We start from the raw sequence: 13,732 nt of genomic DNA on the forward strand, positions 1-13,732 counted from the left end.
ACCCTGGAGACACCTGCCGTGACCACCCGCGAGAAGCATCTCGTCGAGCTCGTCGACGACGCCGGGCGGCCGCAGGGCGAGACCACCGTGGCCGCCGCCCACCAGCCCCCGGGCCAGCTCCACCGCGCCTTCTCGGTGCTGCTCGTCGACCCCGACGGCCGGGTGCTGCTGCAACGGCGGGCGCCGGTGAAGACCCGCTTCCCGCTGCGCTGGGCCAACTCGTGCTGCGGCCACCCGACGCCGGGCGAGTCCCTCGTCGAGGCCGCCAACCGCCGGCTGCGCGAGGAGCTCGGCGCCGGCCCGGTCGAGCTGACCGAGGTCGGGGTGTACGTCTACTACGCCGAGGACCCGGTCACCGGTCGGGTCGAGTTCGAGTACGACCACGTCCTGCGGGGCGAGTTCCGGCCGGGCGACCCGCTGCTGCCCGACCCCGACGAGGTGGCCGAGCTGCGCTGGGTGGACCCCCTCTCGCTGGCGGCCGACCTCGACGCCGACCCCCGCGCGTACGCACCGTGGCTGGGCGGGGTGGTGAACCGCCTGCTGGCCCCCTCGGGGACGGCCGTCGGCCCGCCCAGCCCGGACGCCGGTCCGCCCGGTCCGGCCGCCAGCCCGCCCGGCCAGCCGGCGAACGACGCCTCGGAGCGGTCGGGTGGCCGATGAGGCGCTGAGCGCGGGAGCCGTCGCCCGACGGCTGGGCGTCGCCGTGACCACCCTGCGCACCTGGCACCAGCGCTACGGCCTCGGGCCCAGCGAGCACGTACCCGGGCACCACCGGCGCTACACGCCGGCCGACCTCGCGCGCCTGGAGATCATGCGACGGCTCACCGCCCAGGGGGTCACCCCGGCGGAGGCTGCCCGCTGGGCCCGCCGGGCACCGGACGCCGTGCCCGCCGACGCCGCCGTACCCCCACGGGTGCGCGCCGTAGCCGGCCGGGACGGCGGCGGTACGACGATCCCGGTCGGCCGGGCCGGGCCGGCGGCCCGAGGGCTGGCCCGCGCCGCCATGCGGCTGGACGCGGTCGTGATCGGCGAGACGATCGCCCGGGCCGTCCAGGCGGACGGCGTGGTCGCCACCTGGGACGGCTTGCTGCGCCCCGTGCTCTTCGGCATCGGGGAGCGGCACGCCGCCACCGGTGGACTGGTCGAGGTCGAGCACCTGATGTCGCGCTGCGTCTCGGAGGCGTTCGCGGTGGCCGCCCGGGCCGGCGCGCCCACCGGACCACCGCGCATCGTGCTCACCTGCGCCGACGAGGAGCAGCACACCCTGCCGTTGGAGGCGCTCGCCGCCGCGCTCGCCGAGGCCGGGGTCGGCTACCGGATGCTCGGCGCCCGGATGCCGCTGGCCGCGCTGCTCGAGGCCGTCAACCGGACCGGTCCGGCCGCCGTGGTGATCTGGTCGCACACCCGGGCCACCGCCGACCCCACCCAGCTCAACGCCCTGCTCGCCGCGCCCCGCCGGCCACTGCTGGTGCTCGCCGCCGGGCCGGGCTGGCTGGCGGACTCGCTGCCCGCCGGGGTGGTGCGGCCGGTCGACCTCACCGAGGCGGTCTCGCTGGCGCTCGCCCTACGCGACTCCCTGGACCAGGCGACGGCGGACTGACGGGGGTGCCGAGGGCGGGACGCCGTCCACTAGCGTCGGGAGGTCCGCCGACCCCGACCCCCTCCGGGAGCGAACGATGCGCCTACGCGCCGTGCTGGCCACCGGTCTGGCCCTGATCCTCCTCGGCGGCTGCGGCGACGGCACCGCGACGGGCCGGCGGGCCGCCGGCCCCGACCCCGTCGCCTCGGCCCCGCTGCCGGCCGAGCCGGCTCCGTCGGCCGCCCCGCGACCGACCCGCGGCACCCCGCCCAGGCGCCTGGTCCGGCCGCTGCCGCCGAAGCTGCCGGCGGGGCTGCGTCGTACGACCGGCGCACGGACGGTGGCGCTGACCTTCGACGACGGGCCGGACCCGACCTGGACGCCGAAGGTCCTCGACCGCCTCCGGGCGGCCAAGGTCACCGCCACCTTCTGCGTGGTGGGCAAGCAGGCCCGGCGCCATCCCGACCTGGTGCGGCGGATCGTGCGGGAGGGCCACCAGCTCTGCAACCACAGCTGGAACCACGACCTGGATCTCGCCCGGCGTCCGGCCGCCGAGATCCGGCGGGACCTCCTGCGCACCAACGCGGCCATCCGGGCGGCGGTGCCGGGCGCCAAGGTGCCGTTCTACCGGCAGCCGGGCGGCCGGTGGACGGCCGAGGTGGTGACGGTCGCCAAGCAACTCGGCATGCGGTCGCTGCACTGGCACGTCGACCCGCAGGACTGGGGCAAGCCGACCGCCGCGACGATCGCCAAGCGGGTACGCGCCGCGGCCCGCCCCGGCTCGATCGTGCTGCTGCACGACGGCGGCGGCGATCGGGCCGCCACGCTGGCCGCCAGCCCACGCCTGATCGCCGACCTGAAGCGCCGCTACGGCGTCGCCCGGCTCCGTTAGAGCCACCTGACCTGCGGTTTTGCGGCGCGTTGTGGTCAGGGCCATACCGGTTTGGTCGACGGACCGATCATCACGTAAGCTATCCAAGCCTCCGGCGGGGCCGGATGGGAGCAAGTCCGCTTGAAGTTGCGAGTGTGCAATGATGGCGGGGCCGCCCTCATCGTCTAGCGGCCCAGGACGCCGCCCTTTCAAGGCGGTAGCACGGGTTCGAATCCCGTTGGGGGCACGGTCCGGCTTCGGCCGGAGGCAACAAAGCTAGGTCCTGTGGAGCAGTTGGAGTGCTCGCCGCCCTGTCAAGGCGGAGGTCGCGGGTTCAAGTCCCGTCAGGACCGCCAGCGGAGAACGCCGCGCCCTGCGCGGCGTTCTGCGTATCGGGGCATGTGACCCTTCCGGCGGAGAACCCGCCGTGCGGGTAGCATGAACCGAGCAACACGGCCAGGTAGCTCAGTTGGTACGAGCGTCCGACTGAAAATCGGAAGGTCGGCGGTTCGACCCCGCCCCTGGCCACATAGCCTTTCGCCGGGCTACTGAAGCGCCGACCAGCGGAAACGCCGGTCGGCGCTTCTGCGTACCGGGCTGCTCCGGCAGTCCTCGACGTGGCGGCGCCCCTGCTACGTCGCGCCCTTCCGGGGCGGCCAACGTCCCGGCGACCAGGACGAGGGCGAGCCCCGGGAAGGAGCGCGGTGCCCACCGTCGACATGCCCGCACTGCGCGAGCGGATCGTCGCGAGCATCTGCGCGACGATCGGCCCGATGCTCGAGGGACGCGAATCGGAGGAGCTGTACGCGGTGGCGCTCACCACGGACAGCGACGTCGTCACGGTGACCCTGTTGGCGCACACCGAAGAGGCCCTCCAGGTGCTCGTCGAGGCCGACGACGCGTACGCCGACGGCTACCGCTGGTGGCCCGACGAGTGGGCTGTCACGGACGACCACGAGGCTGCCGGGCCCGGCGTCGAGTCGTTGGTGCAGATCAGCCGGGACATGTTCGACACCCACGACTCTCTCGGCGACGACGACGAGGCTCACGGCGAATGGTGCCGCCGGGCCCGCGCGACGCTGGAGGACGCCCTGGGCGACCACCGCGTCCGGGCGAGCATCGCCGGCATCAACCCCGCATGGCGTCCCGTGCTGTTCGTCACGGACACGGACGGCAACGCGCATCTCACGGTACGCGGCATCGACCTGCTCAACGACGGCCACCCGAACCCCGGCCTCGTCGCTTCCGCCCGCGACTTCTTCGACGAGACGGACGGCGGCTGACGACCGTTGCCGTAACCCCTTGTTCGCGACGCCTACGCCGCTACACGGCCAGGGTGGGCCGCGTCCCGCTCGGCCTGGGCAGGATCAGCCGGCGACGCGGCACGGAGCGGTGCTCTAGCGCCGGAGCAGGGCGAACCATCCCGCCCCGGTCACGGCGAGGAGGAGTGCCACCACGAACAGGGTGCGCCCGGCCAGGAAGGGCATGGGAACGAGGAACGGCGCCTGCTGGACCAGCAGGCACGCGCCGAGCAGCGCCTGGCTGCCGCCGATCCGGGCGGGTTGGGACCGCTGGGTCGCCGTCAGGCGGGCGACCCGCACCCACGCCGAGGGAAACCGTCCCGACACGGCGACACGCACGCCGAGCGCGATCATGGCCAGGCTGAGGACCACGATCACGAGGCGTACGGCGATCCACACCGGGTCCGGATCACTCAGGCTCATGCGGCCCATCATGCAGGGAACGTCAAGGTCCCAGGCCGTACCGTCGGGGCCTGCCCCTTCGGCTCGGTCGGGACTGTCGGGGGCACGCAGTACGGTCCCGCCATGGCAGCCAGAATCAGCCTGACCCTCGACTGCGCGGACGCGAAACTCCTCGGCGAGTTCTGGAAGACGGCGCTGGGCTACGTGGACGAGCCGCCGCCCGCGCCCTTCCGGACCCGTGCGGAGTGGCACGCGAGTTTCGACCTGCCGGAGGACGACCCGGTGGACGACGCGGCGTGGCTGTGCGATCCCGACGGCGTCGGGCCCGCGCTCTCCATCCTCAGGGTCCCCGAGCCGAAGACGGCCAAGAACCGACTGCACATCGATGTCCGGGTGCCGGGCCACGGCAGCCCCGACGAGCGGTGGGCGCGGATCAGGGCCGAGTCCGAGCGGCTGGTGAAGGCGGGCGGGAGCGTCCTGGGGGAGTTCACCGGGCACCACATCGTCATGGCCGATCCGGAGGGCAACGAGTTCTGCGTCGCCGCGACCTCAGCCTGACGGCGCGTCGGCCGTCCGCCCGCCCCGGCTCCTGTCGACGGACGGATCCGGGACAGCGGTAGGCCGCCCGGCTCTGCCAGGCTGATCACCGACCCGCCCTGGTTCCGTCTGCGGCGGGCCGGCGCGACGGGGGGACGGAGCGTGGCCGAGCAGTCGACCGCACAGTCGGCACCGCTGGTGGTGAACTCAGGACGCCTGGCGGTGGGGCAGATGGTCGTGGTCGGCGTGGCGGCCGCCCTGTTCCTGCGCGGGACCGACGGTGGCCCGTGGCTGCTGTTCGCCTTCTTCGTGGGGTTGAACGCCGTGCTGCTCGCCGGCGTGGCGACGCTGCTGACGCTTACCTACCTGCTCGGCACGATCACCCGCCACGGATCGCTGCTGACCGAGAGCCCCGGCCGCCGGTGCGGCTGGACCCTGCTCGTCTGGGTCGGCGGTGCCGCACTCGTCGGCTACGGGCGTGCCGCCCTCGGCCACCTCGGCTTCGATCCCGACCGGCACCCCGAGGTCGGTCACTGGTTGCTGGGCCTGGGCGCGGCACTGGTGGTGGGCCTGTTCACCCGGTCGCGACAGGCACGGATCGCCTCCGCCGCCACCATCGCACTCTTCGTCGTGGTCACGGTCGCACTGCGAGTCCTCGACTGATCAACCCGGCCGCGCGGGGTAGGACACCTGGGGCCGGAGGGGGACGGCATCGACGAATCCGGTTGCGACGGGCACCCGCGCTGCGGTTGTGTGCGTTCATGCCTACGGAACGTGTCGACTCGTACTTCGTCTGCGGCACCCCGCGCACCGGCAGCTCGCTCCTGCTCGGGTTGCTGGAATCCACGGGTCTCGCCGGTCGCCCTCAGGCCTACTTCCGCTCCCCGGACGAGCCGCTGTGGGCCGACCGGTGGCAGCTTCCCCGCAGGGCGGACGGCGGCTTCGACTACGCGGACTTCGTACGGGCCGCGCTCGCCGCGGGCCGGACCGGCAACGGCGTGTTCGGCGCGAAACTCATGTGGGGAACGCTCGAGGAGGTGGTCGCGAAGCTCGCGGCGGTCCATCCCGACCTCGACGGCGACGACGTCGCGCTGCTGAACCGGGCGTTCGGCCGCACCGCCTTCGTCTACCTGCGACGCGACGACGTACTGGCACAGGCGGTGTCGCGGCTGCGCGCCGAGCAGACCGGCACGTGGTTCGTCGGCGGCAGTGGCGAGATCAGCGGCGACGTGGGCAACGGGCAGACGCCCCGCTTCGATGCGAACGGGATCAGGCACTACATCGAGGAGATCCGGGAGCACAACGCGGCCTGGGAGGCGTGGTTCGCCTCGTGGGGGATCCAACCGCACGTCGTGCGCTACGAGGACCTGGCCGAGGACATGGCCGCCACCACGCGTGCCGTCCTCGACTTCCTGGGGCTCGACGTGCCCGAGGACGGCTGTGCCGTCATCGCGCGTCACCAACGCCAGGCCGACGAACTCAACCGGCAGTGGATCGCCCGGTACCGGGCGGCGGTGACCGGCATCTGATCCGTCGGCCGGCGGGGCTCCCCGAACCACGGACGCGTCAGGGCGACCGGACCGCCGGACCGGGCCGCCGCCACACCGGCCCGCCGCCACACCGGGCCGCCGCCACACCGGCCCGCCGCCACACCGGGCCGCCGCCACACCGGCCCGGCCCTCGGCCTGTGGACGCCCACCACGGGGCCGCAGGCAGGCCCGCCCGCCGGGTCAGCGCCGCTGTTGGCGGTGCTGGGCGATCCCGCCCTGGATCGCCTCCCAGACGCTCCGGCCGGCCTGCCTCAGCGTCTCCCCCGCCTGCTCGGCGATCTGGGCGGCGCTCGGTGCGCCACCACCGCCACCGCCCGGGGTCTCGGGCTGCTGCCGGCCCTGCCCGGTCTCGGGCTGCTGCCGGCCCTGCCCGCCCTCGGACGGGCCGCCCGACGGCTCACGCTGCCCGGCCTCCGGCCCGCCACCGGACCCGCCGGCACCCCGGTCCCCGCCGCCCGCTCCGGCCGTACCGCCCCCGGGCCCGCCGACCCTCTCACCGCCCGGCTGCTGAGCGCCCTGTTCCGCGCGCCCCGGCCGCCGCCCGCCCTGCTCCCCGCCGCCCTGCTCCGCGCCGCCCTGTGGCGAACCGCCCGGCCGCTGCCCGCCGCCCTGCTCGCCACCCGGCCGCTGCCCGCCGCCCTGTTCGCCACCCGGCCGCTGCCCGCCGCCCTGTTCGCCCTGTTGCGAACCACCCGGCCGCTGCCCGCCCTGCTCCGGGGCACCCTGGCCCTGCTCCCGTTCCTGGGGTCCACCTGGCTCCCGACGGGCCGCCTCGTCGCCCTCCTGCTCGCGTGCGCGCTGCGCCTGGCCCTGCTCACCGCCGCCGCCCGACCCGCTGGCGAGGCCGCCACCCCGCTGGGCCTGCTCGGCGCCCGGCTCCCCGCCCTGCCCTCGGCCGCCCGGCTCCCCGCCCTGGCCGGCGCCGGGCTTGCCGCCCCGGCCCGGGCCGCCCGGCTCCCGCAGTGACTGGTCGGCGACCGCACCGATCGCGCCCACCTGCTGACCGAGATCGTCGGTCGCGCCGCCGACCCGCTCCAGCGGGCGCTGCTCCCCAAGGGCGGTGAGCGGCTCAGCCCCGCCGCCCCGCTCCCCCGGGCCGGTGAGCTGCCCACTCATGTTGGCCAACTGCTGGCTGGCCCGGTTCACGTCGTCCATCGAGGCCGCCGCCGTACCCGACAGCGTCTGGATGACCTGCGGGTTGCGGTCGATGGTGGTCAGCGCACGGTCGAGGATCTGCACCAGCTTCTCCAGCCGCACCTTGAGCAACGCCTCGGCGTGCACCCCGGTGATGTCCAGCTCGACGCCCTCCAGGTGCACCCGTACCCCGGCGTCGAGCTGGAGGAGGTTGGCCAGCCGGGCCCGCAGGGAGACGTCGGCGTCCAGCCCGTCCACGGCGAGCCGGATCGAGTCGACCGACACCTCCGGGATGTCCAGCAGGACGTCCGGCTCGTTCTCCCCACTCCGGCGGGCGGGTTCCGCTTCCCCGTCACGTCGCCCCGATCGGCCGCCGGTCCGGTCGTCGTCCCGCTGCTGCGCGTTCTCGCTCATGCTCCCCGCTCCGCATTCTCCGGCCGGGCCGGCCGGGACCGTTCGGCGCGGGTACCCGCTATCCGGCCGAACATCCCGCCGGCACCACGACACGGCCGGTCACGGTCGGGCGCGCGGGCGTCTTCCGGCGTACGGATGGGCGGCCCGAAGACGGCAATCACGAAGCTGCGCACCCGGGCATCAGCCGGTATGGTCCGGGCCTATGGGACAGGAGATGGCTGACCCGGCCGGCATCCGGCAGGAGTCCGAACGATTCGCGTTGCGCAGCGCCCTCCTGGTCCCCGCTCCCGCGCAGCGGGCGTTCGAGGTGTTCACCGGCGCCCTGGCGCAGTGGTGGGTGGTGGAATACACCTGGTCCGGGCCCGAGCAGCTCGCCGACCTGGGCATGGAGCCGCGCGGCGGCGGGATGCTCTACGAGATCGGTCCGCACGGCTTCCGCTGCGACTGGGGCCGGGTGCTGACCTGGGATCCGCCCGAGCGGCTGGTCTTCACCTGGCAGATCGGGGCGGACCGGGCACCGGTGCCGGACCCGGCGAAGGCGAGCGAGGTGGAGGTGCTCTTCCACGCGGACGGGCCGGAGCGGACGCGGGTGACGGTCGAGCACCGGCACTTCGACCGGCACGGCGAGGCCGCGGAGGGCTACCGGCAGGCGCTGACCGCCGGCTGGCACGAGTTGCTCACCCGCTACGCCGCCAGAGTGGCCGACCACAGCGCCGACTGACCGGCTTCCGGCCAGTCAGCGACCGAGGCCCGACCGCCCACGCCATGCCGCCACTCACCGCCCGCCCACGCGCCACCGAGGCCGACTGCTGTCACGTACCGCCAGGAACTGCGGCGGGTCAGCGGCCGAGGCCGGGACGCGCGCCCGGCGCGGTGGCGACGCCCCGGCCGCCGAGGTCGGCGCGGCGGCCCGCCTCGGCACCCGAGCCGAACCCGCCGCCGGCCAGTCGGCGCGGCGCGGCGGTACGCAGCCGTGGGTACACCTCGGCGACGCGGTGCTGGACCCGGTCCGACCGGTCGGCCAGGACCAGTGCCACCGAGGGCGCGCCCGCCTCGGCGACCGCCCCGGCCTCCGCGGCCCGGAGTCGCACGCCGATCACCTGGGCGAACCCGGCCAGCCACGAGCGCCGGAAGGCGGCGAGGTGCGCGCCGGCCGGCACCTCGGCGCCGGCCAGCCCGTGGGCGGCCTGCACCAGCAGCGACGTGAAGAGCAGCTCGACCCGTTCCAGGTCGCTGGCGAAGCCGAACAGGTGCATGGCGAAGCCGGCGCCCTCCCGGCGGCGGACGCAGCGGCAGCGCAGCGGATCGGCGACTGCGGCGAGCAGGCCGGCCTTGTCCCGGGCGTACGGGGCGACGATCTCGACCACCCGGTCGCCCACCGGGTCCGTGGCCGGGTCCCGGGCGGCCAGCAGCGCCCGGTCCACGCCGTAGCGGGCGATCAGCTCGGTCGCCTTGGCCGTGAACGCGGCCGACTCGGCGGGGGTGCAGGCCGGGTCCTCGGCCTGGGCCAGCAGCTTGCGCACCTTGCTGAGCATGGCGTCGGACATGCCCTCAGCCTGTCACGGCGGCCCGGCCGCGCCGCGCCACGTCCGGCCGGCAGCCGGCGAGCCAGCCGGCGGGCGGGGGCGGGCGGCGGGTAACGGTCCAGCCGGCGGGCGCCCAACCGTCCGGCCGCCGGCCGTCGTCCCGGTCCGTGCCGTCGGGCGGTACGAACGGTCAGGCGGTCCGGCTACGCAGCGTCGCCACGGTCGAGCCGGCGAGCGTGAGCAGGCACTCCGGCAGCAGCCCGTCGGCCGCCGCCGCACCGAACAGCGCCTCGCCGGTGTCGTCGTCGGCGTTGGCGTACGCGCTGACGAAGCGCGCCACCCAGCGGGTGTCGTAGCCCGCTTCCTCGATGCCGGGGAAGTCCAGCGCGCACGTGCCCGGCGGCACCGGATCGCCGACCATCGTGGCGGCAAGACACCAGGCCACCCCGTACGCGCCGGCCAGGCCGGACCGGTCGACGACCGCGTCGAACGCCCCCGCCACCGCGTCGCCGTCCCCGGCCAGCGCCGAGCGGAGCACGGCGGTCGCGTCGTCAAGCGTCTGCTGTGGTGAGTCCGTCACCCACAGCACGGTAGAGGGAAGGGTCAAGCCATCCACCGGCGGTCACTTTCCGTAGTCAAGGCGGGCGACCTGCGGATTGAGCCGCATCCGTGGTCCCGCCGCACGGCCCAGCACGCTAATGTGCGCAGCGGACCTTCGCCGGAGGAAGGACGACCATGTTCAAGTCACGCGCCTCGCGGGCGGCCACCCTGGCTGCCTGCGCGACGTTCCTGCTCGCCACGAGCGCCTGCGGGACCGAAGAGCCCGAGGAGGCGGCCACCCAACAGGTGCGCCTCTACGGCACCGACGGCAACATGCTGAACTCGTACCCTGCCGAGCTGAAGGACCGCGCCGGCCTGGTCGACGGCATGAAGGGCACCACGCCGCTCACGCCCCTGCCCGAGGACTTCAAAAACCGGCTCCGGTCGGTCGACCCGAAGCTGGGCGACTTCCTCTACTCCGCCGAGGCGTACGACGCGGTGGTGATCAGCGCGATCGCCGCCCAGCTCGCGGGCTCGACGGATCCCGCCGCCATCGCGAAGCAGATCGTCGGGGTCACCAACGACGGGCAGCGCTGCGAACGGGTGGCGGAGTGCCTGACCCTGGCCCGCGCGGGCCGGGACGTGGAGTACCGCAGCGTCTCGCTGACCCGGGCCGGCTTCACCGACGCCGGCGAGCCGTCCACCGCGAGCTACGGCACGCTGCACTTCGACGGCCAGCGCCTCAACGACGGCAAGACGGAGTTCGTCGGGGCCGGCGACGAGTCGGCGGCGAGCACCAAGGCCCCGCCGAAGGCGAAGAAGCAGCGTGGCGGCCGGACGGACCGCAGCGACGGCTCGCCGCTGATCCTGGGCGGCCTGCTGTCGCAGACCGGTGACCTGGCCCTCGCGTACCCGCCGATCTCCGCCGGCACCAAGCTGGCGATCAGGGAGATCAACGCGGCGGGCGGGGTGCTCGGCGAGCCGGTGGTCTGGATCGACGGCGACGACGGCACCAACCCGGCGGTCGCCAAGGCCACCGTGGCGCGGCACGTCGCGCAGAAGGTCCACGTCATCATCGGCGCCAGCGCCTCCGGCATCTCCCGCGCGGTGCTGCCCGACGTGGTGCAGGCCGGGAAGGTGCTGTTCTCCCCGTCGAACACCGACGCCAGCCTCACCGAGCTGGACGACAACGGCCTCTACTTCCGCACCGCCCCGCCGGACAGCCTCCAGGGCCGGGCGCTGGCCGACGTGATCCTCCGCGACGGCCCGCAGAAGATCGCCATCGTCGCCCGCAAGGACTCCTACGGCGAGGGCCTCCAGAGCACCGTCCGGGCCGAGCTGGAGCGGGCCGGCATCGGCGGCGACCGGCTCAAGCTGCTGACCTACGACCCGCCGGCGGACGCCAAGGCGAACCCGATCGACTTCGTCGCGGGCGCGAAGGAGATCAAGGACTTCGGCGCGGAGGCCGTGCTGGTCATCGGCTTCGCCGAGTCCGCAGAGGTGATCCGGGCCCTCGCGGACGCCGGGGTGCAGATCCGGCACTGAGTCACCACCCGTGGGACACGGACGGCCGCACCGGTGACCGGTGCGGCCGTCGTCTCGTCCGGGCTCAGCGGGGGCGTCGCCGCTCGAGGAACTCCGTCATCCGCCGGTGCTTCTCCTCGTCCTCGAAGAGCACCGCCTGGCTGACCAGGTCGAGGTGCGGGTGCGCGGCGGCCGGCGCGTCGACCGCCAGCTTGGTCAGCCGCAGCGCCAGCGCGGACCCCTTCGCCATCTCGTCGAGCAGCCCGTGCGCCGTGGGCAGCAGGTCGGCGGGCTCGGGCACCACCCGGTTGACCAGCCCGATCCGCAGCGCCTCCTCGGCGTCCACGCGGCGGCCGGTGAAGAGCAGTTCCTTGGCCCGGGCCTCCCCGACCAGCGCCGGCAGCCGGTGGGTCGCACCCGCGCCGGCCAGGATCCCCAACCGGACCTCCGGCTGGCCGAACACCGCACGCGCCGTGCAGACCCGCAGATCGCAGGCGTACGCCAGCTCGGCGCCCCCGCCCAGCGCGGGCCCGTCCACGGCCGCCACGGTCGGCATCGGCAGCGCCCGGATCCGGGCGAAGGCCGCCGAGTTGATCGCCGCGAGGGCGTCCAGCCGGCCCCGCTCGCGAAGCTGCCCGATGTCCGCCCCACCGGCGAAGATCCCCTCGCTGCCGCCGGTGAGCAGCAGCAGGCGAGGCCGCGCCTCCAGGTCCGCGCAGACCTGGTGCAGCTCGGCGATCAGGTCGGCGTCGATGGCGTTGCGCTTCTCCGGCCGGTCGAGCGTGACCACCAGCCGGTCCGGCTGCTCCTCGATCCGCAGCCCACTCACGAGCGGGTCCCCCTTCCGTTCGCGACTGCGGGGCTCGCAAGCTCACTCCTCGCGCTCACCCGTGCCGACCTTCCGTTCGCGACTGCGGGGCTCGCAAGCTCACTCCTCGCGCTCACCCGTGCCGACCTTCCGTTCGCGACTGCGGGGCTCGCAAGCTCACTCCTCGCGCTCACTGGCGAACGCCGCCTTCCCAGCGGTAGAAGCCCTGGCCGGACTTCTTGCCCAGGCGGCCGGCGGCCACCATCTCCTCGAGCAGCGGCGGCGGGGCGAACCGGTCCCCGTACGCGGCCTGGAGGGTGCGCGCGATGTCGAGCCGCACGTCCAGCCCGACGATGTCCGTCAGCTCCAGCGGGCCGACCGGGTGCCGGTAGCCGAGCACCATCGCCTTGTCGATGTCGGCGGGGCTGGCCACCCCGTCGGCGACCATCCGGATGGCCTCCAGCCCGAGGGTGACCCCGAGCCGGGAGGTGGCGAAGCCGGGCATGTCGCGTACGACGACGGGGTCCTTGCCCAGCCGGCCGGCGAGCGCGACCGCCGCGGCGGTGGTCTCCTCGGCGGTGGCCGGGCCGACCACGACCTCCAGCAGGGCCATCGCCCAGACCGGGTTGAAGAAGTGCAGCCCGAGGAAGCGCTCGGGCCGGGCCAGCCCCTCGGCCAGCGCGGCGATCGGGATGCTGGAGGTGTTGCTGCCCAGCAGCACCGGCCGCAGCGCCTCGGCCTCGCGCAGCACCGCCCGCTTCAGGTCCGGCCGCTCCGGTACGGCCTCCACCACGACGGCCGGCTCCTCGGCGACCTCGGCGAGCCCCGAGCGCAGCGTCACCCGCTGCCGGTTCGTCGCGGCCCGGTCGGCGTCCAGCTTGCCGCGCGCCACCGCCCTGTCCCACAGCTCCCCGAGCCGCTCGACGGCCGCCGCGCCCCGGGCCCGGTCCACTTCGACCAGCTCGACGGCGTGCCCGGCCCCGGCCGCCACGTACGCGATGCCGAGCCCCATCGTGCCGGCCCCGACGACGACAAAGCGGTCGCTCATGACGCCTCCCTGTCTCCGGTGGCGGGACGGGGTCTACCCGCGCCCCGCCGCCCGCTCCACTCGCTCATGGGCCCGACCCTATGCAGCGGCGATCTCTCCGGCATGCGTGGGGGCGCGCCGGATCGGGTACCACGGCACCCAACCGAGGGAAGGACGGCCCAGATGAGCCAGGCACCGGAGACCGTGCACGCCGCGGACGCGGCGGAGACCGTGGAGACCCGCGGGGACGAGCGGGTCGACCTGCTGCGCGCCGACACCAACAACGACGGCCGCACCGACGTCTGGGTGGCCGACACCGACGGGGACGGCAAGCCCGACCTGTTCCAGTTCGACACCGACGGGGACGGCAAGGTGGACATCACGATGGTCGACCTCGACGAGGACGGCACCCCGGACGAGGTGGTCGACGGCGACGGCGGCCTGCCGCCCGAGCAGCTCCCCCCGACCATCCAGGTCTGACACCCGCGCCGGGTTCCCGCGTCCGGCGGGAATCCGGCG

At 74.7% G+C, this 13,732-nt stretch carries 16 protein-coding genes and 3 tRNA genes; 13 read left to right on the forward strand and 6 right to left on the reverse strand.

Features of this window, described 5'->3' with window-relative positions; genetic code table 11:
- Positions 1-18: 18 nt before the first annotated feature.
- The 7 genes from idi (at position 19) to AB0B83_RS04340 (ending at position 3,733) form a co-directional block, all read left to right on the forward strand.
- Entirely contained in the window at positions 19-660 is a 642-nt protein-coding gene (gene idi, locus AB0B83_RS04310) for an isopentenyl-diphosphate Delta-isomerase (protein ID WP_357576927.1), read from the forward strand.
- On the forward strand, positions 650-1,600 hold the full coding sequence (locus tag AB0B83_RS04315) for a MerR family transcriptional regulator (protein WP_357576928.1): 951 nt from the start codon (positions 650-652) through the stop codon (positions 1,598-1,600). Before idi ends, AB0B83_RS04315 begins: the two co-directional genes overlap by 11 nt.
- 76 nt (positions 1,601-1,676) lie before the next feature.
- Complete coding sequence (locus AB0B83_RS04320) at positions 1,677-2,471, forward strand: polysaccharide deacetylase family protein (RefSeq protein WP_357576929.1); 795 nt, start codon at positions 1,677-1,679, stop codon at positions 2,469-2,471.
- A 153-nt stretch (positions 2,472-2,624) separates the two neighbouring features.
- Positions 2,625-2,697, forward strand: a tRNA-Glu gene (locus AB0B83_RS04325).
- Between the two features lie 32 nt (positions 2,698-2,729).
- Positions 2,730-2,806, forward strand: a tRNA-Asp gene (locus tag AB0B83_RS04330).
- A gap of 98 nt (positions 2,807-2,904) precedes the next feature.
- Positions 2,905-2,978, forward strand: a tRNA-Phe gene (locus AB0B83_RS04335).
- A gap of 176 nt (positions 2,979-3,154) precedes the next feature.
- Positions 3,155-3,733, forward strand: coding sequence for a DUF4303 domain-containing protein (locus AB0B83_RS04340; protein WP_357576930.1), 579 nt, complete (start codon positions 3,155-3,157; stop codon positions 3,731-3,733).
- Positions 3,734-3,847: 114 nt separating this feature from the next.
- Here AB0B83_RS04340 and AB0B83_RS04345 read toward each other — a convergent pair whose 3' ends face one another.
- Positions 3,848-4,174 carry a hypothetical protein gene (locus AB0B83_RS04345; protein WP_357576931.1) on the reverse strand — a complete coding sequence of 109 codons (327 nt, stop codon included), beginning with the start codon at positions 4,172-4,174 and terminating at the stop codon, positions 3,848-3,850.
- 102 nt (positions 4,175-4,276) lie between these two features.
- Here AB0B83_RS04345 and AB0B83_RS04350 point away from each other — a divergent pair, with 102 nt between their 5' ends.
- The 3 genes from AB0B83_RS04350 to AB0B83_RS04360 all read left to right on the forward strand — a co-directional run bounded on the left by AB0B83_RS04350 (position 4,277) and on the right by AB0B83_RS04360 (position 6,219).
- Positions 4,277-4,711 carry a VOC family protein gene (locus AB0B83_RS04350; protein WP_357576932.1) on the forward strand — a complete coding sequence of 145 codons (435 nt, stop codon included), beginning with the start codon at positions 4,277-4,279 and terminating at the stop codon, positions 4,709-4,711.
- Between the two features lie 141 nt (positions 4,712-4,852).
- Positions 4,853-5,353 carry a hypothetical protein gene (locus AB0B83_RS04355; protein WP_357576933.1) on the forward strand — a complete coding sequence of 167 codons (501 nt, stop codon included), beginning with the start codon at positions 4,853-4,855 and terminating at the stop codon, positions 5,351-5,353.
- Positions 5,354-5,451: 98 nt separating this feature from the next.
- Positions 5,452-6,219, forward strand: a complete 768-nt coding sequence (locus AB0B83_RS04360) for a Stf0 family sulfotransferase (RefSeq protein ID WP_357576934.1) — start codon at positions 5,452-5,454, stop codon at positions 6,217-6,219.
- Between the two features lie 201 nt (positions 6,220-6,420).
- On the opposite strand, the gene AB0B83_RS04365 is transcribed toward AB0B83_RS04360, so the two are convergent.
- Complete coding sequence (locus tag AB0B83_RS04365; RefSeq protein ID WP_357576935.1) at positions 6,421-7,788, reverse strand: hypothetical protein; 1,368 nt, start codon at positions 7,786-7,788, stop codon at positions 6,421-6,423.
- Between the two features lie 202 nt (positions 7,789-7,990).
- Between AB0B83_RS04365 and AB0B83_RS04370 the strand changes: the two genes are divergently transcribed.
- Positions 7,991-8,509, forward strand: coding sequence for an SRPBCC family protein (locus AB0B83_RS04370; RefSeq protein ID WP_357576936.1), 519 nt, complete (start codon positions 7,991-7,993; stop codon positions 8,507-8,509).
- A 118-nt stretch (positions 8,510-8,627) separates the two neighbouring features.
- Here the strand turns inward: AB0B83_RS04370 and AB0B83_RS04375 are convergent, their stop codons facing one another.
- Positions 8,628-9,335 (reverse strand): DUF2786 domain-containing protein, encoded by a 708-nt coding sequence (locus AB0B83_RS04375; RefSeq protein WP_357576937.1) that lies wholly within the window; start codon positions 9,333-9,335, stop codon positions 8,628-8,630.
- Positions 9,336-9,504: 169 nt separating this feature from the next.
- Positions 9,505-9,894: a hypothetical protein gene (locus AB0B83_RS04380; RefSeq protein ID WP_311412127.1), complete on the reverse strand. Its 390-nt coding sequence runs from the start codon at positions 9,892-9,894 to the stop codon at positions 9,505-9,507.
- 155 nt (positions 9,895-10,049) lie between these two features.
- On the opposite strand from AB0B83_RS04380, the gene AB0B83_RS04385 reads away from it, so the two are divergent.
- Positions 10,050-11,399 (forward strand): ABC transporter substrate-binding protein, encoded by a 1,350-nt coding sequence (locus AB0B83_RS04385; RefSeq protein WP_357576938.1) that lies wholly within the window; start codon positions 10,050-10,052, stop codon positions 11,397-11,399.
- Between the two features lie 64 nt (positions 11,400-11,463).
- Here the strand turns inward: AB0B83_RS04385 and AB0B83_RS04390 are convergent, their stop codons facing one another.
- Both AB0B83_RS04390 and AB0B83_RS04395 read right to left on the reverse strand, forming a co-directional pair.
- Complete coding sequence (locus AB0B83_RS04390) at positions 11,464-12,207, reverse strand: enoyl-CoA hydratase/isomerase family protein (RefSeq protein ID WP_357576939.1); 744 nt, start codon at positions 12,205-12,207, stop codon at positions 11,464-11,466.
- A 169-nt stretch (positions 12,208-12,376) separates the two neighbouring features.
- Positions 12,377-13,234 carry a 3-hydroxyacyl-CoA dehydrogenase family protein gene (locus tag AB0B83_RS04395; RefSeq protein WP_357576940.1) on the reverse strand — a complete coding sequence of 286 codons (858 nt, stop codon included), beginning with the start codon at positions 13,232-13,234 and terminating at the stop codon, positions 12,377-12,379.
- A 162-nt stretch (positions 13,235-13,396) separates the two neighbouring features.
- Between AB0B83_RS04395 and AB0B83_RS04400 the strand changes: the two genes are divergently transcribed.
- Complete coding sequence (locus tag AB0B83_RS04400) at positions 13,397-13,693, forward strand: hypothetical protein (RefSeq protein WP_357576941.1); 297 nt, start codon at positions 13,397-13,399, stop codon at positions 13,691-13,693.
- Positions 13,694-13,732 lie beyond the last annotated feature (39 nt).

Source organism: Micromonospora sp. NPDC049060 (assembly GCF_040649055.1).
In the GTDB taxonomy this organism is placed as follows: domain Bacteria; phylum Actinomycetota; class Actinomycetes; order Mycobacteriales; family Micromonosporaceae; genus Micromonospora; species Micromonospora reichwaldensis.

Bases quoted from the DNA above. Each gene is read 5' to 3' on its own strand.
- AB0B83_RS04400 (WP_357576941.1), top strand. From the start codon at position 13,397: ATGAGCCAGGCACCGGAGACCGTGCACGCCGCGGACGCGGCGGAGACC.
- AB0B83_RS04365 (WP_357576935.1), bottom strand. From the start codon at position 7,788: ATGAGCGAGAACGCGCAGCAGCGGGACGACGACCGGACCGGCGGCCGA.
- AB0B83_RS04370 (WP_357576936.1), top strand. From the start codon at position 7,991: ATGGGACAGGAGATGGCTGACCCGGCCGGCATCCGGCAGGAGTCCGAA.
- AB0B83_RS04320 (WP_357576929.1), top strand. From the start codon at position 1,677: ATGCGCCTACGCGCCGTGCTGGCCACCGGTCTGGCCCTGATCCTCCTC.
- AB0B83_RS04360 (WP_357576934.1), top strand. From the start codon at position 5,452: ATGCCTACGGAACGTGTCGACTCGTACTTCGTCTGCGGCACCCCGCGC.
- AB0B83_RS04345 (WP_357576931.1), bottom strand. From the start codon at position 4,174: ATGAGCCTGAGTGATCCGGACCCGGTGTGGATCGCCGTACGCCTCGTG.
- AB0B83_RS04385 (WP_357576938.1), top strand. From the start codon at position 10,050: ATGTTCAAGTCACGCGCCTCGCGGGCGGCCACCCTGGCTGCCTGCGCG.
- AB0B83_RS04375 (WP_357576937.1), bottom strand. From the start codon at position 9,335: ATGTCCGACGCCATGCTCAGCAAGGTGCGCAAGCTGCTGGCCCAGGCC.
- AB0B83_RS04350 (WP_357576932.1), top strand. From the start codon at position 4,277: ATGGCAGCCAGAATCAGCCTGACCCTCGACTGCGCGGACGCGAAACTC.
- AB0B83_RS04395 (WP_357576940.1), bottom strand. From the start codon at position 13,234: ATGAGCGACCGCTTTGTCGTCGTCGGGGCCGGCACGATGGGGCTCGGC.